At 67.9% G+C, this 18,046-nt stretch carries 20 protein-coding genes, 1 tRNA gene and 1 pseudogene; 13 read left to right on the top strand and 9 right to left on the bottom strand.

Annotated features, from left to right (window positions below; translation table 11 throughout):
- Nucleotides 1-36: 36 nt before the first annotated feature.
- Entirely contained in the window at nucleotides 37-1,893 is a 1,857-nt protein-coding gene (locus ACEL_RS10375) for a S9 family peptidase (protein ID WP_011720844.1), read from the bottom strand.
- Between the two features lie 126 nt (nucleotides 1,894-2,019).
- Complete coding sequence (locus ACEL_RS10370; protein ID WP_041835094.1) at nucleotides 2,020-2,289, bottom strand: hypothetical protein; 270 nt, start codon at nucleotides 2,287-2,289, stop codon at nucleotides 2,020-2,022.
- Nucleotides 2,290-2,366: 77 nt separating this feature from the next.
- Between ACEL_RS10370 and ACEL_RS10365 the strand changes: the two genes are divergently transcribed.
- Both ACEL_RS10365 and ACEL_RS10360 read left to right on the top strand, forming a co-directional pair.
- On the top strand, nucleotides 2,367-2,855 hold the full coding sequence (locus tag ACEL_RS10365) for a Dps family protein (RefSeq protein WP_011720842.1): 489 nt from the start codon (nucleotides 2,367-2,369) through the stop codon (nucleotides 2,853-2,855).
- Nucleotides 2,856-2,936: 81 nt separating this feature from the next.
- Nucleotides 2,937-3,013: transfer RNA gene (locus ACEL_RS10360), tRNA-Pro, on the top strand.
- A gap of 35 nt (nucleotides 3,014-3,048) precedes the next feature.
- Here ACEL_RS10360 and ACEL_RS10355 read toward each other — a convergent pair.
- A complete protein-coding gene (locus ACEL_RS10355; protein ID WP_011720841.1) occupies nucleotides 3,049-3,948 on the bottom strand; it encodes a metallophosphoesterase in 900 nt (299 codons plus the stop codon).
- A gap of 228 nt (nucleotides 3,949-4,176) precedes the next feature.
- On the opposite strand from ACEL_RS10355, the gene ACEL_RS10350 reads away from it, so the two are divergent.
- Nucleotides 4,177-4,641, top strand: coding sequence for a GatB/YqeY domain-containing protein (locus tag ACEL_RS10350; RefSeq protein WP_041835779.1), 465 nt, complete (start codon nucleotides 4,177-4,179; stop codon nucleotides 4,639-4,641).
- Nucleotides 4,642-4,646: 5 nt separating this feature from the next.
- Here the strand turns inward: ACEL_RS10350 and ACEL_RS10345 are convergent, their stop codons facing one another.
- Nucleotides 4,647-7,109 carry a penicillin-binding protein gene (locus tag ACEL_RS10345; protein WP_011720839.1) on the bottom strand — a complete coding sequence of 821 codons (2,463 nt, stop codon included), beginning with the start codon at nucleotides 7,107-7,109 and terminating at the stop codon, nucleotides 4,647-4,649.
- A gap of 264 nt (nucleotides 7,110-7,373) precedes the next feature.
- Here ACEL_RS10345 and ACEL_RS10340 point away from each other — a divergent pair, with 264 nt between their 5' ends.
- Nucleotides 7,374-7,682 (top strand): WhiB family transcriptional regulator, encoded by a 309-nt coding sequence (locus tag ACEL_RS10340; RefSeq protein WP_049751658.1) that lies wholly within the window; start codon nucleotides 7,374-7,376, stop codon nucleotides 7,680-7,682.
- 32 nt (nucleotides 7,683-7,714) lie between these two features.
- Here the strand turns inward: ACEL_RS10340 and bagB are convergent, their stop codons facing one another.
- Together bagB and bagA are read right to left on the bottom strand one after the other, a co-directional pair.
- A complete protein-coding gene (bagB, locus tag ACEL_RS10335; RefSeq protein ID WP_011720837.1) occupies nucleotides 7,715-8,824 on the bottom strand; it encodes an ArsA family ATPase in 1,110 nt (369 codons plus the stop codon).
- Nucleotides 8,825-9,066: 242 nt separating this feature from the next.
- Nucleotides 9,067-10,107, bottom strand: a complete 1,041-nt coding sequence (gene bagA, locus ACEL_RS10330; RefSeq protein WP_011720836.1) for an ATPase BagA — start codon at nucleotides 10,105-10,107, stop codon at nucleotides 9,067-9,069.
- A 108-nt stretch (nucleotides 10,108-10,215) separates the two neighbouring features.
- Between bagA and ACEL_RS12310 the strand changes: the two genes are divergently transcribed.
- The 4 genes from ACEL_RS12310 (at nucleotide 10,216) to ACEL_RS10310 (ending at nucleotide 12,503) form a co-directional block, all read left to right on the top strand.
- Nucleotides 10,216-10,374 (top strand): Sp36 family protein, encoded by a 159-nt coding sequence (locus ACEL_RS12310; protein ID WP_011720835.1) that lies wholly within the window; start codon nucleotides 10,216-10,218, stop codon nucleotides 10,372-10,374.
- 4 nt (nucleotides 10,375-10,378) lie between these two features.
- Nucleotides 10,379-10,864 carry a RidA family protein gene (locus tag ACEL_RS10320; RefSeq protein ID WP_011720834.1) on the top strand — a complete coding sequence of 162 codons (486 nt, stop codon included), beginning with the start codon at nucleotides 10,379-10,381 and terminating at the stop codon, nucleotides 10,862-10,864.
- A gap of 29 nt (nucleotides 10,865-10,893) precedes the next feature.
- Nucleotides 10,894-11,592, top strand: a complete 699-nt coding sequence (locus ACEL_RS10315; protein WP_049751515.1) for an NUDIX hydrolase — start codon at nucleotides 10,894-10,896, stop codon at nucleotides 11,590-11,592.
- A gap of 104 nt (nucleotides 11,593-11,696) precedes the next feature.
- Nucleotides 11,697-12,503 (top strand): MBL fold metallo-hydrolase, encoded by an 807-nt coding sequence (locus ACEL_RS10310; RefSeq protein ID WP_011720832.1) that lies wholly within the window; start codon nucleotides 11,697-11,699, stop codon nucleotides 12,501-12,503.
- A gap of 220 nt (nucleotides 12,504-12,723) precedes the next feature.
- On the opposite strand, the gene ACEL_RS10305 is transcribed toward ACEL_RS10310, so the two are convergent.
- The 3 genes from ACEL_RS10305 to ACEL_RS11725 are packed head-to-tail and all read right to left on the bottom strand — an operon-like array spanning nucleotide 12,724 to nucleotide 14,219.
- Nucleotides 12,724-12,936 carry a DUF4282 domain-containing protein gene (locus ACEL_RS10305; RefSeq protein WP_011720831.1) on the bottom strand — a complete coding sequence of 71 codons (213 nt, stop codon included), beginning with the start codon at nucleotides 12,934-12,936 and terminating at the stop codon, nucleotides 12,724-12,726.
- A gap of 27 nt (nucleotides 12,937-12,963) precedes the next feature.
- On the bottom strand, nucleotides 12,964-13,638 hold the full coding sequence (locus tag ACEL_RS10300; protein ID WP_011720830.1) for a Crp/Fnr family transcriptional regulator: 675 nt from the start codon (nucleotides 13,636-13,638) through the stop codon (nucleotides 12,964-12,966).
- Nucleotides 13,639-13,649: 11 nt separating this feature from the next.
- Nucleotides 13,650-14,219: an RsiG family protein gene (locus tag ACEL_RS11725; protein WP_169303173.1), complete on the bottom strand. Its 570-nt coding sequence runs from the start codon at nucleotides 14,217-14,219 to the stop codon at nucleotides 13,650-13,652.
- Nucleotides 14,220-14,426: 207 nt separating this feature from the next.
- On the opposite strand from ACEL_RS11725, the gene nth reads away from it, so the two are divergent.
- The 5 genes and pseudogenes from nth to ACEL_RS12990 all read left to right on the top strand — a co-directional run.
- Nucleotides 14,427-15,218: an endonuclease III gene (gene nth / locus ACEL_RS10290; protein WP_011720828.1), complete on the top strand. Its 792-nt coding sequence runs from the start codon at nucleotides 14,427-14,429 to the stop codon at nucleotides 15,216-15,218.
- A 21-nt stretch (nucleotides 15,219-15,239) separates the two neighbouring features.
- Nucleotides 15,240-15,839 carry a TlpA family protein disulfide reductase gene (locus tag ACEL_RS10285; protein ID WP_011720827.1) on the top strand — a complete coding sequence of 200 codons (600 nt, stop codon included), beginning with the start codon at nucleotides 15,240-15,242 and terminating at the stop codon, nucleotides 15,837-15,839.
- On the top strand, nucleotides 15,836-16,510 hold the full coding sequence (locus ACEL_RS10280; RefSeq protein WP_148204613.1) for an NUDIX hydrolase: 675 nt from the start codon (nucleotides 15,836-15,838) through the stop codon (nucleotides 16,508-16,510). The genes ACEL_RS10285 and ACEL_RS10280 overlap by 4 nt, the downstream gene beginning before the upstream one ends.
- A gap of 33 nt (nucleotides 16,511-16,543) precedes the next feature.
- Nucleotides 16,544-17,470: an alpha/beta fold hydrolase gene (locus ACEL_RS10275; RefSeq protein WP_011720825.1), complete on the top strand. Its 927-nt coding sequence runs from the start codon at nucleotides 16,544-16,546 to the stop codon at nucleotides 17,468-17,470.
- Between the two features lie 4 nt (nucleotides 17,471-17,474).
- Nucleotides 17,475-17,861, top strand: a pseudogene (locus tag ACEL_RS12990) (DUF309 domain-containing protein); the annotation flags it as partial.
- Nucleotides 17,862-18,046 lie beyond the last annotated feature (185 nt).

Here is an 18,046-nt window from a genome sequence, read left to right as displayed (position 1 = left end):
TCGCAGCCGTGCCACCTGGTCCCCCGCGTGAGCCGGTCAGGGCGCGGCGAGAGTTGCGAATTCGGCGAACGCGTCCCGATGCATGCCCAGATGCCGGAGCGCGAAAGCAATTTCTTTGCCGACCTGCCGAATGCGTTCCTCGGTGACGAGTGACCCGTGGCCCGCATCGAAGCGGTACACCTCATGGGTGATACCGCGCCGTGCCAGCGCGTCCACGTAATTCTCCACCTGCCGGATCGGACACCGCGGGTCGTTCTCGCCGGCGAGGATGAAGACCGGCGCCCGCACCTGGTCGATATAGGTGATTGGTGACGCTTCGCGATACCGTTCCGGCACCTCCTCCGGCGTGCCGCCGAAGAGAGCGCGGTCGAACGCCTTCAACGGTTCCATTTCCTCGTAATAAGCGGTGACGTAATCGGCAACCGGGACGCTGGCGATGCCGACCGACCACGCGTCGGGCATGACGCCGATGCCGAGCAGCGTGAGGTAACCGCCCCACGATCCACCGGCCAGGACGAGGCGTCGTGGATCGGACAGGCCGGTCGTGACGGCCCAGTCGCGGACCGCCCGCAGGTCCGCCAATTCCGTGAGCCCTGGGCGGCCTTCGATGGCGTCGCGCCAAGCCTTGCCGTAACCGGTCGAGCCGCGGTAGTTCACCCGCACGACGGCGAAACCGGCATCCACCCAGGCGGCGACGGCGGGCGTGAAACTGTCGGTGTCATGGCTTGCCGGACCACCGTGCACGAGAAAGACGGTGGGATACGGTGGCTTGCCCGGCGGCCGGGAGATCAGTGCGTGGATCCGCCCGCCGGGACCGTCGACCCACGCATCAGTGGCGGGAACGGACGCCGGGGCGGCTGGACCCGGCGGCTGGATGACGACGCGGCCGGTGTCGTCGACGACAGCGGGCGGTTCGGCGCTCGATGACCAGAGAAATTCCACCACTCCGTCCGGACGGACCGTCGCGCCGGAAATTGTGCCCGCCCGGGTGGGAATTCGCGTCCACGCGCCGGACGCGAGGTCAAAGCGGTACAGCTCCGTGCGGGCGTGGACATCGTGGCCGACGAGGAGGGCCGCGCCGTCCGGGTACCACTCGGCGTACATATCGCCCGGTAGGTCGATGTCCGGGTCGAATTGCTCGCCGGTCAGGGGATTCCACACCAACGGCTGGACCCGGCCGCGCCGCTCGTGGAGAACCAGCAGGCGGGGGTCGCCGTCCCTGGGTGCGAAGTCGACGACCGTGAGCCCAAGCCCCGGGCCGTCCCACAGGTCGGCGACCGTGCGCGTCCCGGAGTCGTCCAGCGCCACGACCCGGAGCGCCTTGTGGCGGGCGTCGCCGTGCTCGGCGTGTGCCAATGCCAGGAGCCGTCCGTCGGCGGAGAGTGCGCCGACCTCGCCATCGGCGAGATCGGGGATGAGTTGGTGCGCCGAACCGTCCGGGCGAACGAGGTGAACCGACGTGGCCGCATCCGTGCAGCGCCCGAGAACAGCGGTTCCGCTGCGGCCCAGCGCGAGACCCGCCGGATAGGACGGCGGCAGGTCGGAGGAGGCGGGGAGCGCGGAGCGTCGCGCGTCGTCCGGGACGTCCGCCGGGAATGGTTGGCGCCGCCAGACGCCGAATTCGTTGCCGCCGTCGTCGTCAAACCACCACACCTGCTCACCGGCCGGATCGATCGCCGCGAGGTACGTGCCGGCCGGACGCTTCGTCAGTTGGTGGATGGTGCCGCGACTGCGGTCCCAGGCGTAGATCTCAACCGTGCCGGATGCGTTCGACGTGAAGATCGACCGCTCCGGCCGGAGCCGCGCCCAGCGCGGTAAGGTCATCCGCGCGGCGCGGAACCGCAGTTGCCACGCCGGCTCGTTGGGCGGGGTGGTCGGCGTCGATTCGGTCACACGCGACAGTCTGCCCCATTTCTCCAGACCCGGCCCGGATCGGCATTTCTCCAGACCCGGCCCGGATCGGCGGCAACCCCGCTGCCGCGTTGTTTGGCTGCCAAAGGGGTCGGTTGGGCCGTTTCGTCACCACGGACGTCGGCGTCGTTGCTCCCAGGCCAGGGCGCAGAGCGGGCAAGCGTCGCGGGGCGGCCGATCGGTGCACTCGCCTTGGACGACGATCAGCTCGCCGCAGTACGCGGTGGTGAGTGTCCCGGGAGCGCGGACCGGCGGCGGATATCCGTGCTTGACAGCACCTACCGCAGACCAGACGCTCTCCGTGAGTTCCGGTTGCTGGACCGCCATGACGCCACGGTACGCCGCGGCCACACCGCACGCGAGTGCAACGGCATTCACGCATGGTGCGTGGGTTCCCGTCGGCTCCACGGGGAACGAATGGGAACACAGGTACGTGTCGAGTCAAGGAGGGTTCCATGCCTGCACATGCTCGCGTCAGCGAACCGGCGGCACGTTTCGTGGGATCACAACGCCTCGCCGAACATCTGCAAGCGGTCTTAGCCGATCTCATCGAGTTGCACATGCAAGGCAAGCAGGCACATTGGAACGTCGTCGGACCCAATTTCCGTGATTTGCATCTCCAACTGGACGAGATTGTGAATCTCGCCCGTGAGGCGGGCGACACAGTGGCCGAACGGATGAGGGCATTGCACGCGACGCCGGACGGCCGGACGGCGACGGTCGCCGGTTCGACGTCGCTGCCAGCCTTTCCGCCCGGTGAGCAGAGCACGAAGCGTGTCGTCGACCTGATGACCGAACGACTTGTCCGTGCGGCTGCGACGGTCCGCCGGGTGCTGCCGGACGTCGAAGCCGAGGATCCGCCCACCGCGAATATGCTGCAGGAAATCATCACAGACCTTGAGAAGCACGCCTGGATGCTCAGCGCCGAGAATGTCGGGGTGTAGCGGTCCACGTTGGTTAGCCGGGCGGGATCACTCCCTCGGTGCTTCGTCTTGAGCTGCTTCGACTACACTGCTCCCGGTCGACGGGGTGTGGCGCAGCTTGGTAGCGCGCTTCGTTCGGGACGAAGAGGCCGTGGGTTCAAATCCCGCCACCCCGACCACGTGGTCGAGCCCATTGCGCCTGTATTTTCTGGTGTCAGCCGACGGGCGCGTGGTCGCGGCCAACCAGCGTGATCAGCGTCGCCTCCGGTGGACAGGAGAACCGCACGGGCGCAAGCGGCGACGTTCCCAGTCCCGCGGAAACGTGCAGCCAGGTGGCGTCGTACCGTGAGAGTCCCCGCGCTCGGCGTCGATCGAGGCCGCAGTTGGTGACGAGGGCTCCGTAGAACGGCACGCGGAGTTGACCGCCGTGGGTGTGTCCGGCGAGCACGAGCCGGCAACCATCGGCGGCCATCCGGGACACGACCCTCGGCTCCGGTGAATGCGTGACTCCGATGCCGATCAGCACATTCCGGTCGACGGGGCCGGCGATGTCGTCGTACCGGTCACACCAGATGTGCGGGTCGTCGACGCCGCGGAACTCCACCCGACGCCCCCCGATTTCAAGCACGGCACGGGCGTTTCCGAGGTGTCGCCAGCCGTGGCGCTCGAGGGAATCAACCAATTCCCGCCACGGCAACATCGGCCCGTGAACCCGCCGTCCGTCGTCCGGGAGAAGGTAGCGGAGCGGATTCTTGAACCGAGGCGCGTAGCGATCGTTTGAGCCCAGGACGAAGACGCCGGGCCGGGCGAGCAGCGGTTGAATCGCGTCAACAAAAGCCGGTACGGCCTCCGGGTGGGCGATGCTGTCCCCGGTGTTGACGATGACGTCCGGTTGGAGGTCGTCGAGTTTCCTGAGCCACCGGCGTTTCCAGCCCTGTCGCGGCGTGAGGTGTGCGTCCGAGATGTGAAGCACGCGCAGCGGTCGTTCACCCTCCGGCAGGACGGGCACGGTGACGCGGCGGAGCACGGGAGTCCGGCGCTCGATGCCGGCCGCGTAACCGACGGCCGCGGTTGCCAGGCCGAGGGGGACGAGCCACACCGAACGAGTGACCATGCCGGCTAGTCTTCCAGAAACCGGTGTATGGTCAGCGGGCTCTTCGCCGACCGCCCCGAGCGCGGGACACCGGCTCGGGAACCGATTCCCGGAGGGACGCCCGGTCGCACCGGGTAGGCGGGACGTCCAATCGCCCGGATGCAGATTCCGTTGGAGGAACGCCCGGGCGCGCCGGGCAGCGATGAGGAACGCCCGGGCGCACCGGGCAGCGATGCGAGACTGAACAGTATGTCCCTCAAGGAGCGACTCCGCGCTGACCTCGCACACGCGATCAAGGCCCGTGATGAGGTGCGAACCGCGACACTCCGGATGGCCCTCGCGGCGATTACCACCGAAGAGGTGAGCGGCGCGACGGCCCGTACGCTCACCGACGAGGACATCATCAAGGTTCTTCTTCGGGAGCGGAAGAAACGGGACGAGGCAGCCGAAGCCTTTGCCGCGGCCGGCCGGCAGGATCTCGCCGATCGGGAACGGGCCGAGGCCGAGGTGATCGCCGCATATTTACCTGAGCCGTTGAGCGATGACGAGTTGCGCGCCGCGGTTCGCGAGGCCATCGCCGAGGTTGGCGCGGTCCCCGGTCCGGAGGGGGCTCGTTTCATCGGCCCGGTCATGAAGCTGCTGACCGCCCGCCTGAGCGGCCGCGCGGACGGTTCGCGGATCGCCGCCGAGGTTCGGCAGCAGCTTGCCGGCTGACCGCTTCAGCCGGAGGGGGTCGGTGCGCCACGCCCCGGGTGGTGAGGCGGCGGGAGCGGGACGATGAGCGGCGGGCTGGACGAAGCCGACGGCGACGGGCTGGCGGACGGCGATTCCGTGGCCGATGGGGACGCCGACGGGCTAAGGCTGGCCGACGGAGAAGGCCCTGCTCCGTTGCTCAGGTGCACGGTGATGGTGTTGCCCACGTACACGGTCGAGCCGGCCGGCGGGTCGGTGCCGGCCACGGTATTGGCCGGTTGGTCGGAGTACACCGGGGTCGGATCGACCGTGACGACCAGACCCAGCTGTTGCAAGGTGGTCACCGCCGTCTGCGGATCCTGACCGGCGACGTCCGGCACGGTGATGGGCTGACCCTTCAGCACGCTGTCCGGCGCTTGGGGAAACGCTTGCACCGGTAGGTTCTTCACCGCCTCCTGCATGGCTTTCTGCCAGATGGGACCGGCCAAGGTCGCCCCGAACACCTCCCGGTAGTAGTGACCGTTCACGGTGATTGCGCGCATCGGCGTCGTCGAGTCGGGATTCCCCACCCACACCGAGGCAGCCAGATTCGGGGTGTAGCCGCTGAACCACGCGTTGCGGTATTCATCGTCAGTTCCGGTCTTGCCCGCCGCCGGCCGGCCGATGCCCAGGCCCGCGCCGGTGCCGCCGGGCTCGAGGACGTGGGTGAGCAAGGACGTCACGCCGTTCGCGATGGCCGGGTCGATTGCCCGTCGGCAGGTGGACGCGGGCACCTGAATCGAGGTGGTTGTATCGCCGAGTTGGCGGGTGACCGCGGTGATGGCGAACGGCGGACAGTAGGTGCCTTGATTGGCAAGAGTCGCAAACGCACCGGCGATCGTGAGCGGGTCGACGTCCTCGGCACCGAGCACGAACGAGGGCACCTGGTCGAGCGGCGCCCCGGTGGCTTGCCGTACTCCCATCGCTTCCGCGATTTGGATCGGCTTGCAGAGCCCGGTCTTCTCCTCCAGCTGGGCGAAATAGGTGTTCACGGAGAGTTTCGTGGCCTGCACCATGTCGAACGTACCGGCTTCGCTGTCGCCCGCATTGGCGACGTTCCATTCACTTGTCGGAGCGCCGTTGCAGTCCGTCATCGCACCTTTCTTGATGGTGATGCGGTTCGGTGACACCAGAGTGAGCCCGGTCGGAATGCCTTGCTGCAAAGCACTGGCGAGCACGAAGATTTTGAAAGTGGAGCCGGCGTGTCGGCCGCTCGAGCCGCCGTGGGCCAAGTCCGCGGCGAGGTTCACTTCGGTCTCGCCTTCGCCGCTGCCGAATGCACGGTCCACGGCCATTGCCCGGATTGCACCGGTCTTCGGGTCGACGATATCGATCGCGGCCGCGAGTCCCGCGTTTTTCGTTGGGTCCGGAGGTATGACGGTATTGACGGCGTTCTGTGCAGCGGCCTGCATGTGCATGTCGAGCGTTGTCGATATCGTGAGCCCGCCGCGGAGGAGTAAGTTGGTCCGCGCGGCCCGGGTCGGCCCGAAGGCGGGATTGTTCAGAATTTCGTCGACGACGTATTGGCAGAAGAACGGCGCGACGGACGTGGCGCAGCCGTTGGGGATTTTTGAGACTTTCAAGCCGATCGGAGCCTGCATCGCGGCGTCCGCCTGCGCCTGCGTAATGTAGTGCAGATCAGCCATCCGCTGGAGGACGACATTCCGCCGGGCAAGCGCGTCCTGTGGATTGAGGATGGGGTCGAAGCGGCTCGGGTTATTGACGACGCCCGCAAGGAGGGCGGCCTGCGGCAGGGTGAGCTGGGATGGATCCTCGCTGAAGTAGTGCTGAGCGGCGGCGGCGATCCCGTATGCGCCGCTGCCGAAATACACGGTATTCAGGTAATCCTCAAGAATTTGGTCCTTTGACAGCTTCTGTTCCAGGGCGAGTGCGTAGCGCGCTTCGGTGAGCTTTCGGCTCAACGTTTTGGCCGTCGCGGCCTTGGCGCCTGCTTGATTCTCGTTCTGCGTGTTGATTTCCACCAGCGCCTGGCGGACGTACTGCTGCGTGATCGTCGATGCCCCCTGTACCGCGGATCCGCTCGACGTGTCACGGATCAACGCGCGCAGAATGCCGATGGGATCAATGCCGTGGTGTTCGTAGAAGCGGGCGTCTTCGATGGCGACGATTGCTTCCCGCATATCCGGGGCGACGTCCGACAGCGAAACTGACTGCCGGTTTTCGTAGTAGAAGGTGGCCAGTTCCGTACCGTCAGCGGCGAGGATCACTGAGCGTTGCGCCAACGGCGGAGTCTGGAGCTCGGGCGGCAGGTCGGTGAAGCTGATGTTGCCGATCATGTCGCGGACGGCGAGGCCCGCGCCGCCGACGACCGGAAGGGCCAGGGCGGCTACCAGCGCCCCGGTGAGTAGTGCAAGGAAGCCGAGGGTCAGGAGGTGCCCGAAGATCCGGCCGGGCCCAAGCCGGCCTTCGGTCGACGTCCCAGTGGCCACCCCTGCAGGGTACCCGCGGCGGACAATGGCGCATCGCACCTGCGACGGTCTCATCGCGTGGCCAGCCGGTCACGGAGGGTATGGTCCGCATGGACCACCGGGAAATGGGCCGAACGGAGTCTGGTCCGCCGTCCGCATCTTCTCTACCGTCGAAGAACACATCGGGCGGTTGTGCAGGTGCAGCCGGCGATGTGCACCAAGGGGGGTAGGCGTTGACGGGTTGCTGTGGGCGCTCGCCGCGCCGGTGGACGGAACGGGGCGATCATGGCGTGGATCAAAGACTGGGCGGCGTATGCGGCCTGCCGGAATGTCGATCCGGACGCATTGTTCGTGCAGGGTGCGGCGCAGAACCGGGCAAAGGCGATCTGCTACCGGTGCCCGGTGCGGGCCGAGTGCCTGGCCGATGCGCTGGACAATCGGGTGGAATTCGGGGTGTGGGGCGGTTTGACGGAACGGGAGCGGCGCGCGTTGCTCCGCCGCCGGCCCAACGTGACGTCGTGGCGCCGCCTGCTTGCCGCAGCGATGGAGGATTTCGAACGCAGCCATCGTGACGGCGTCTCTGCAGCGAGCTGAGAAAGCCCGTCCAACAGCGCCGTCTCGTGCGGTCACGTGCCGGCCGCGATCGAGGATCCCAGAGTGCGCAGCGCCGCCACATCGTGAATGTCGTCGGCGAACGCGGGGGCGAAGGCGACCGGTACCCGCGGATGCGCGACCGTGAAACCGTGTAGCCGTTTGTGCTCCACCGCTGCGATTTCCATTCGCTGGGCATGGGTGCGTAATACGGCGGCGGCGAAGACCGTGTCGTCGTCCGCTGCGCCGTCGAGCGTTTCGGCGGCGGCGCGTGCTTGGGCGGCGGAAATTTCGGGTGCTCCGCTCAGGTGAAGCCGGTTTATCACCACGCCTGCGAGCGGCAGGTTGTCTTCGATGAGCCGTTCGATGAAGTACGACGCCTCCCGAAGTGCGTCCGGTTCCGGTGCGGCGACGACCACGAATGCCGTGCCGGGCGTGCGGAGCAACCGAGCGGTTGCCTCCGCCCGTTCCCTCAGGCCGCCGAACATGGTGTCCATCGCGGCAACGAAGGTCTGCACATCCGCGAGCAGCGCGGCTCCCAGTAAGCGCGTCATTGTCGCCGTGACGAACTGCAGGCCGGCGTGCACGACGCGCAGATATCCGCGGCCAGTGGGCACCAGCAATGTCCGGATGAACCGGCCGTCAAGAAACCGGGCAAGCCGTGCCGGGGCATCAAGGAAATCCAGCGCCGACCGCGCGGGCGGGGTGTCGACGACGATGAGATCGAACCGCCCGGACGCCTTGAGCTGGCCGAGCTTCTCCATCGCCATGTATTCCTGAGTGCCGGCGAAACTGGAGGACAACGACTGGTAAAAAGGATTGGCTAAAATTTGCGCGGCGCGCGCCGGTGTGGTGTGGGCTTCGACGATTTCGTCGAAAGTCCGTTTCATGTCGAGCATCATGGCGTGCAGCTCGCCCGTTCCGCGGACGCCCGGCACCGGACGCGGCGTGTTGTCCAGTTCGGTCATTCCCAGCGACTGCGCCAGCCGTCTCGCCGGGTCGATCGTCAGCGTGACGACCCGCCGGCCGGCTTCGGCGGCGCGCAGGCCGAGCGCGGCGGCCAGGGTCGTCTTCCCTACACCGCCCGAGCCGCAGCACACGATGATTTGGGTCCCGGGATTCATCAGCAGGGCGTCGACGTCCAATCGGGGAGCACGGACGCCCGACGGCGTACCGTTCGTCGGTTGCCGGTGGCGCGGCGTCGATCTCGTCGGGCGGGCAGACGCCGGAGAACGACGAGTCCGAATCGGCGCAGGCTGGTCGGCCGGCGCGTCCGCGTGGAGGGATGACGGCAGCGTCGGTGAGCTGCGGCGCGGAGCCCGCCGGGTCGATTCGCTTGCCAGCGGCGTCGATTCTTCTGCCGGCGGCAGCACGGAGTCGTTGGCCGTCATGCCGCTCCTTGCTCGCGAAGTGCGGCGGCCAGCGTGTACAGCCGGGCAATGTCGCCGATGTCCAGTTCGGGGAGGTCGTACGTCGGGCGGCCCGCCTGGGACAGCGTGTGCCGGAGACGCCGCTCCCGTACCGCCGTCCGTGCCGCATCGATGGTCTCGGCTGCGAGGGCGTCGACGGTGGACGGTTCGGCGGCTATGCCGAGTTTCGCGAGGCCGCGTTGCAGCGCCGCGGTGTCGACCTCGCCGCGGGCGACGGCCCGCAACGCCGAGGTCGGCAGATGAGCCGGCTGCACCCTATTGATCACGATTGCCCCGACGGGAAGTTGCTGGCGGCGCAGCTCCGCGATCCCGTCCAGGGTCTCCTGCACCGGCATGTCTTCCAAGACTGTCACTAGGTGGACGGCGGTCTGTGGTGATCGGAGCAGGCTCATGATCGATGCTGCCTGCCGGTTGATCGGACCAACTCGGGCAAGGTCGGCGACCTCGGCATTGACGTTGAGGAAACGGGTGATCCGGCCGGTCGGTGGCGCGTCGAGCACCACGGCGTCGTACACGTAGGCATCGGCCGGCACGCCGTCGTGACGGACGATCCGCGCAGCGGTTCTGGCCGGACGGCTCCCGCTGAACCGCCGTCGGGTTGCTTCGTACACCTTGCCGGTGAGGAGAACGTCCCGAAGGCCCGGTGCGATGGTCGTGGCGAAATCGATGGCACCCACCCGTTGCAGAACCCGGGCGGGGCGGCCCAGGTGGTAATACATCTCGAGGTATTCGAGGAGCGCCTGTTCGGGGTCAATGGCCAGGCCGTACACCATGCCTTCACCGGGGGCGACGGCCAGTTTCCGTTCGGCGTACGGCAACGGCGGGGTGTCGAAGAGGCGGGCGATCCCCTGGCGTCCCTCGCATTCGACGAGCAGGGCTCGCCGTCCGTCGCTGGCCAGGGCGAGGGCCAGGGCGGCGGCCACGGTTGTCTTGCCCGTGCCGCCCTTTCCGGTGACAACGTGCAATCGCACGCCTTCCCAGTCGCGGTCGACGCCCATGATGGTCGAGCCTAGAGCCGACGCCGCGGCGGCGCTGGTTAGGCTCAGGTCATCGATGAGTGTCCGGTGGAGGCGTCAGCGCGCACCGGTGGGGTGCAGGGAGGCTCGGTGAGTGCCTGGGAATACGCGACCGTGCCGCTACTCGTCCATGCGACCAAGCAGATCCTTGACACGTGGGGCGCGGACGGTTGGGAACTCGTGACGGTGATTCCCGGACCCGGTCCCGACCAACTCGTCGCCTACTTCAAGCGACCGCGGCAGGCGTGATCCGATGACCGCGTCCACTCCGGAAGAGCGCCTCGCCGCCCTCGGCCTCCGGCTGCCGGCGGTGGCGCGGCCGGTTGCGGCGTACGTGCCCGCCGTCCGGACTGGACGCTACGTGTACACCTCGGGCCAGCTGCCCATGGTGGACGGCGAGCTGGTCGAGACAGGCAAGGTCGGCACCGACGTGGACGCCGAGGTCTCGCCGGAGGCGGCGCGTGCCGCCGCCCGCATCTGCGCGCTGAACGCGCTGGCCGCGATCCGCGACCTGATAGGCGATCTCGCTAAGGTACGCCGGGTGGTCAAGGTGGTCGGGTACGTCGCGAGCTCGCGAAGTTTCACGGGCCAACCGGGTGTCATTAACGGCGCCAGCGAATTGCTGACCGAGGTTTTCGGGGATGCCGGCGCGCACGCGAGGAGCGCGGTTGGGGTGGCGGTCTTGCCGCTGGACGCGCCGGTCGAAGTCGAGGTGATCGTCGAAGTCGCCGACGACTGAGACCGGGAGCGCCGCATCACGTGCCTACCGTGCGATTCCCGCCGCCTGACGCTGCTGCGATTGCCCGGGCGCGGTCCTTTGCCACCAAGGGCGCCAGCCCAGTGCCTGCCGTTCCGGCCGCGACGCTTGTCCTCGTGCGGGACCACCCGTTACGGGTTCTCCTCGTGCACCGCGCCGCGGGGCTTTCCTTTGCCGGTGGGCACTACGCTTTCCCCGGTGGCAAAGTTGACGAGAGCGACGATGTGCTGGATGACAGGGCCGGCTTGAGGGACGCAGATCCCGGTCGCGGAGCCGGAGCACGGGCCACCGCCGCACGCGACCCTTCGGCGGCCTTCCGGCGGGCTGCTGTCCGGGAGACGGCCGAAGAGACCGGCCTTGTCGTCGAACCCGCCGACCTTCGCCTGTGGTCGATTTGGCTGACCCCGCCGTATGAGCCGCGTCGGTTCGAGACGTATTTCTTCGTCGCACCGGCACCCGAGACGACGCGGGTTGTCCTTGACGCCGCCGAGACGCAGGCGGCGTACTGGGTCGAGCCGGCCGCTGCATTGCATGCCGCACAGACGCGAGGCTGGCTCATGCTTCCGCCGACGCTGTACACCCTCGCGGAATTGGCGGAATTCCGGTCCACAGCGCAGGTGCTTCAGGCTGAGCACCGGGTGCGTCGGTTCGCGCTCACCATTGACCTGACAGCGGATCCGCCGTGTTTCGTGAACACGGCCGCGCCGTGACCGACGCCGGTCGCTTTGCCACCGGGCTGCGGCTGACGCGAGCCGCCGCCGGCGCGAGCCGCCGCCAAGGCGTCGTGCGTGCATAGCCTGGCAGCGGAGGAGCCATGCACACGCAGTTGATTCGCGCGGACAATCCATCGCCGTACACGCTGGCCGGCACCAACACGTGGGTCATCACCGACGGCGGCGAGGTGATTGTCGCCGACCCAGGTCCGGCGTCCGCGCGGCATCTGCGCCGTATTGCCGAGGCGGTGCGCGGAGCGCGCGGAGTGGCGGTCGTCCTCACGCACGGTCACGTGGACCACGCGGAGGCGGCTCTGCGGGTGGCCGCGATGGTGGACGCCCCCGTTCGGGCGGCGGATCCGCGACTCTGCCAGGGCGGTCCGCCGCTGGCGGACGGCGAACAGCTGCGGGTCGGCGGTCTCGCCGTTGAGGTTATCGCTGCACCGGGTCACACCCAGGATTCGGTGTGTTTCGCGGTGACCGCCGACCGCGCCCTGCTCACCGGCGACACCGTGCTCGGCGCGGGAAGCAGCCTGGTTGCCTGGCCGGACGGGAATCTCGGCGCGTATCTGCGCACCCTGCGCCGGCTTGCAGAATTCGTCGCGGACCATGCCATCGACACCCTGCTACCCGGGCACGGTCCGGTGCGCACGGACGCCGCCGCCGCGCTTTCGGAATTGTTGCAGCATCGGGAGCAGCGGTTGGAACGCATCCGGTCGGCCTTGAGAAACGGTGCCCGCGACGTGGACGAGGTCTATGACGCGGTCTATCGTCCGGAGGTCGTGCCCGAGTTGAGTGCGGCGGCGTATTCGACTCTGCTCGCGCAACTCGCTTACGTGCGGGACATTGGCGAGCTTCCCGCAGATTTCGCGGACTGGGAAGCGGCATTGTCATCGGAAGGTCACTGACGACGCACTGCGCGCCGCTGTGGGGTATGTGCTGGTCTGCCGCAGCACCTCGGCGCCACCCGCCCGGCAATGCCTGCAGTCATTCCCGGATGCGTGCATTTTTCCCGTGAGCGGGCGGGACGCTTCTTTACCTGCCTGATGAAAACCGCGTTGCCGTCTATTCCTCCGTGAGCGGGCGGGACGCCGTCTTGGCACCCGCCCGCTCGAATGCTTCGCCCAATCAGCCTTGCGCCGCTGTCATGGCGCTGACCGGAGTCTCGGTCATCTTTTGTGCGATGACGTTGAGTTGGTCGTGGATACGGAAGAAGGCGACGAAGAATTCCATCAGCAGACGCCAGTAGATGAGGCTCAAAATGAATCCGAGGGGACCTATGATCAGTAGCGTGAGCACGCCGAACACCGGGGACAGCATGAATGACGTGATGACGGACATCAGCGCAGCAAAACGCGGCGTACGGCGTTATTTTGCGCGGCGGGTCAGGCCGTCAAGGTCCTTGATGAGGACGGCGCGTGGTTCGACCCGCAGCCAGCCGCGGTTCGCGAAGTCCGCCAGCGCTTTATTGACTGTCTCGCGAGACGCACCGACCATCTGCGCAAGTTCCTCCTGGGTGAGGTCGTGCGCGACGTACAACCCCTCCGGTGTCTCTTCGCCAAAACGTTCCGCCAACCCGAGGAGAGCCTTGGCCACCCTGGCGGGGACGTCGGAGAAGACCAGATCGGCGAGTACGTCGTTGGTCCGGCGCAACCGCTGGGCGAGGGCGCGGAGCAGCTGCATCGCCACGTCGGGACGGCCGGTCAGCCACGGGCGCAGAGCGTCGTGCGCCAGCGATGCCAAGACGGCATCGGTCACCGCGATCGCACCGGCGGTACGCGGCTTAGGGTCAAAGAGCGAGAGCTCACCGAACATCTCTCCTGGCCCCAGGACGGCTTGCAGGTTCTCCCTGCCGTCCGGCGCTGTGCGGGCGAGTTTGACCTTGCCTTCGATGATTGCGTACAACTTGTCGCCGGGATCACCCTCGTTGAAAATCACCTGGCCGCGCGCGAACCGCTCGTAGGACATCGCTTGGCGCAAGGCGGTGTCCGCCTCTTCATCGAGGGCGGCGAACAGCGGTAAACCGCTGAGCACGTCGTCCATGTGGGTGATTGTCACACCGGGCGTCGGCGTTCGCGCATCTGGGCCGGTTCGACGGGGAGGGCGAGCAGGCAGAGGCTGGGATCTTCGCGGTAGCGGGCAATCAATTCCTTGGTGGCGGCCTCGATTCGCCGATGCAGGGCGGCACGGTACGCAGAGAGTTGGATCTCCGCTCCGGCGAGTTCCCGGGCCAGCATCTCGTTGTAGCGGGTGTCCCCCGGTCGGGGCTGCCGCTCCCAAAGGCGGTCCAAGTTTGGCAGCGGGGGCATGTCGTCGTTCGGCAGGATGCGGATCAACGCCCTACGGCCGGCGTCCAGCCGCGCTTCCGCGAGAACGTGGCGGACCGCCGCCGTGTTGATCTCACCTGCTTCGCCGGCACGCACGAGATCGAGCCGTGCTTGGATGATGCGCCGCCAGTACGAGACGCGGTCCTCCTCCTCGACGAGGGCCTGCCGGTAGGCACGCAAATCGTGAAGCGAGAGATGGTCGAAATTGGGGTTCCGTTGCGGAGTGTGCGACCGGGCGGTGTTCTGCGGGGTGGACGCCGATGGTCGGGTCCGTCCGGCCACACGTTCCGCGCTCACGTCGCTCCGTCTCTGGGTCGGGTCAAAGAGTCGGCGATCCTGCTGTCGCCCCGTTCCCTTGCCGGGATCGGCGGCCTCTCGGAACCGCTTGAGCACCCGATCGGCGCATCATCGGCATGTCACCCGGACAGCGGAATTGCTCCGTTCACCGGCCGATGGTCACCCGAGGCTGAGATCGGCTCGTCCCAGCCGTCTAGGCTGCAATTCGTGGTTTCCACCAGCGTCAATCGGACCGCGGCGACGCGTGCCGCGGCGAGCCGCGGGACCGCCGTCCGTGGCAAAGGGCAATCCTCCGCTCCGCCGGACCGGGCCCGGGTCCGCCAGGCCCGGGCGATCGCGAAGGCGCTTGCCGAGCTGTACCCCGATGCGCACTGCGAGCTGAATTTCTCCAACCCGCTGGAACTTCTGGTGGCCACGATCCTGTCTGCGCAGTGCACGGACCAGCGGGTCAACATGGTGACCCCCGCATTGTTCGCCAAATACCGCAGTGCTGCGGATTACGCGGCCGCCGATCGCGCCGAATTGGAGAAGCTCATCGCCTCCACCGGCTTCTATCGCAACAAGACAGCCGCCATCATCGGCATGGCACAGGCACTCTGCGAGCGGTTCGGCGGTGAGGTTCCGGACCGCCTGGACGACCTCGTCACTCTGCCGGGTGTCGGGCGCAAGACGGCGAATGTTGTTCTCGGCACGGCGTTCGGCATCCCGGGGATCACCGTCGATACGCACGTGCTGCGACTGGCCAAGCGGTTCGGCTGGACGACGTCGAATGATCCGGTTGTCGTTGAGCAGGAGATTGCGGCGCTTATTCCCCGCGAGGAGTGGACCGCGCTCTCCCACCGGATGATCTGGCATGGACGCCGGGTGTGTCATGCCCGGAAACCGGCGTGCGGCGCGTGCGGCCTTGCGCGGTTGTGCCCGTCGTACGGGATCGGCCCTACCGACCCCGTCGAGGCGGCAAAACTCGTCAAGACCGGCCCGGTTGACGCCCTGCGGTGAGTACGGCTCGGGATGGGTGGGATGTCGCGGCGGCGGGTGTGGACGGGGGCAGCGGTCGTCGCGCTGCTGGTTGCGGTTGCTTTCGCGATCAACCGGGTGACGGCGACCGGCAGTTCCGTGCCCAAACCGAGCGTGGCGCTCGTTCAGCAGGCTGATCTCGACCGGTGTCCGTCGGCGACTGGATCGGCTGCGCCGAACGGATTGCCGGATCTGACCCTGCCCTGTCTGGGCACTGGACCTGCCGTCAACCTCGCCCGTCTCCGCGGGCCCCTCGTTGTGAACATTTGGTCCTCGCATTGCACGCCGTGCCGAGCCGAAGGTCCGCTGCTGCAACGGTTCTTCGCGGCGCACGGCAGCCGGGTCGGGGTGCTCGGCGTTGTCGACGGCGCGTTTCCCGACACGCCCAACGACGCGCTTTCTCTGGCCGCAGGGCTCGGGCTGCACTATCCGTCGGTCTTCGACGCGACCGGGACGCTGGTGAATCGCCTGGCGCTGACCGGTATCCCCGTCACGCTGTACGTCGCCGCCGATGGTTCTATCGCGGGACGACATATCGGGGAGCTGCACCGCGGGGATCTGGAACGCGACGTAGCCCGCTACCTCGGCCTCCCGCTGTCATGACGGCACCGTCCGCCGGGGGCCGCGCCGATGTGCGTCGACAGGCGGATGCACCGGATTGGCTTGCCCCGCTGCTCACCGCGCCGGACGAGGCCGCACCGCCGAGTTCCGGCGGTCGCGCAAGTGCGGTGCTCATCCTTCTCGGCACCGGGCCGCACGGTCCGGACGTGCTGCTGATCGAGCGGAGTCCGGCGTCCCGGCACCATCCCGGCCAGGTCGCATTCCCCGGCGGGGCGCGCGAGCCGTCCGACGACGGTCCGATTGCCACCGCGCTTCGTGAGGCGGCCGAAGAGACCGGCTTCGACCCGGACGGTGTTCGCGTCCTGCGGGTGCTCGCGCCACGTTCGCTGGTCGTGTCGGGCTTCGACGTCGTTCCGGTCCTTGCGTGGTGGGCACGACCGTCCGCGGTGCGGCCGGTGGACCCGGCCGAGGTGGTCGCGGTTGCGCGGGTGCCGCTGCGGTGGCTGGCCGATCCGGCGCATCGGTACCAGGTGCGATACCCCAATGGCGGGTCCGGTCCGGCGTTCGACCTCCGGGGGACCGCAGGCGGGGGATTCTTCATCTGGGGCTTCACCGCCCGGCTATTGGACTGGCTGCTCACGGCCGGCGGGTGGGCAGTGCCGTGGCCGGTGGACGACGTCCGGGATCTGCCGGCGTCCGCCGACCGGGCATAGGCTCCCGGCCCGGGTCTGTGGCACGCTGGGCGCATGCCCATCCCGGACCATGCCGTCGTGTTTGCCGAGGGGCCGTGGGGACACCGGGACATCACCGCCAACGGCATGCGGTTCCACGCAGCCGAGCTCGGCGACGGGCCGCTTGTCCTTCTGCTGCACGGTTTTCCGCAGTTCTGGTGGAGCATGCGGCATCTGCTGCAGGACGTCGCGAGCGCGGGGTACCGGTGCGTCGCACCTGATCTGCGGGGCTACGGCGGCAGTGACAAGCCCCCGCGTGGGTACGACGCATTCACCCTTGCGGGTGACGTCGCCGGCATGATCCGCGCCCTGGGCGCCCGGGACGCCGTCCTCATCGGGCACGACTGGGGAGGATTCGCCGCCTGGACGACGGCGGCGCTGTATCCGGCGCTGGTGCGCGGACTGGTCGTCCTCGGCGCGGCGCATCCCCTTCGCGCCCGGACCGCGCTCGTCACCGATCCCGGTGGCCAGTTGCGGGCCAGTGCGCCGCTCTTCACCTACCAGCTGCCCTGGTGGCCGGAGCGGGCGCTGGTACGCCGGGATGCCGAGGCGGTCGCCACGCTGTTGACCGCGTGGAGTGCAGGTGGCTGGCGGGACGATGACGCACTGCGTCGCTACCGGGCGCACATGCAAATTCCGCACGTCGCCCACTCGGCGTTGGAGTATTTCCGCTGGTGGATGCGATCGCAATTCCGTGCTGACGGGCTGCGGTTCGCGCGATTGCTCCGGCGGTCGCGGATTCAGGCGCCGACCCTGCAGCTCCACGGCGGTGCTGATCCGTTCGTGCTGCCTCGGACGGCGGCTGGTTCCGGGCGGTATGTCGACGGCGCATATTCGTGGCGCGTGATCGCCGACGCCGGGCATCTGCTGCCCGAGGAGAAACCCAAGCTCGTTGGCCAAGAAATCCTGCACTGGTTGGACGAGTTGGACCGGAGCCGGTGACGGGATGAGCCCGATGTCGCGGGACAGGGACGCGGACGGTCGGCCGCGGAACGCCCGCCCTCGCGACATCCTTGGCCGGCCGTTGCCGCGGGACGCTGAGAGTGCGGTGCCGCGCGTGCCGGACGACCTCGTGGTCTTTGGCGAGGCGGCGGTCGAACTCGGACAGCGTTATCTCGACGAAGGGCTGCCGTTTCATGCCCATGAGGTTTTTGAAGCGGCATGGAAACAGGGGCCGCCGGGTGAGCGGGATTTCTGGCAGGGCTTGGCGCAGCTGGCCGTCGGCGTCACCCACGCGCTGCGGGGTAACCGAATTGGCGCGCGTGCGCTGCTCGGCCGGGCCGTCGAACGGCTCAGCCGATACGCGGGACCCACCTATGGTGTCGACACCGATGAGGTCGTGCGCCACGTGCGGGAATATTGTGCGCGTCTCGACGACGGCGACGGTGAGCTTCCGGGCATTCGCCTTCTCGGCCGGACAGCGCAACCGTCGACGACGTCGGTTTCCGCTGGCAACGGCAGTGCTGGCATCGGCAATGCCGGCACGGACGTCGGCAACGGTGCCCGGTAACGCCGGCA

This window comes from Acidothermus cellulolyticus 11B (assembly GCF_000015025.1).
GTDB lineage: Bacteria > Actinomycetota > Actinomycetes > Acidothermales > Acidothermaceae > Acidothermus > Acidothermus cellulolyticus.
The sequence above is the reverse complement of the archived record's forward strand: the minus strand, read 5'-3'. Positions and strand labels throughout refer to the sequence as shown.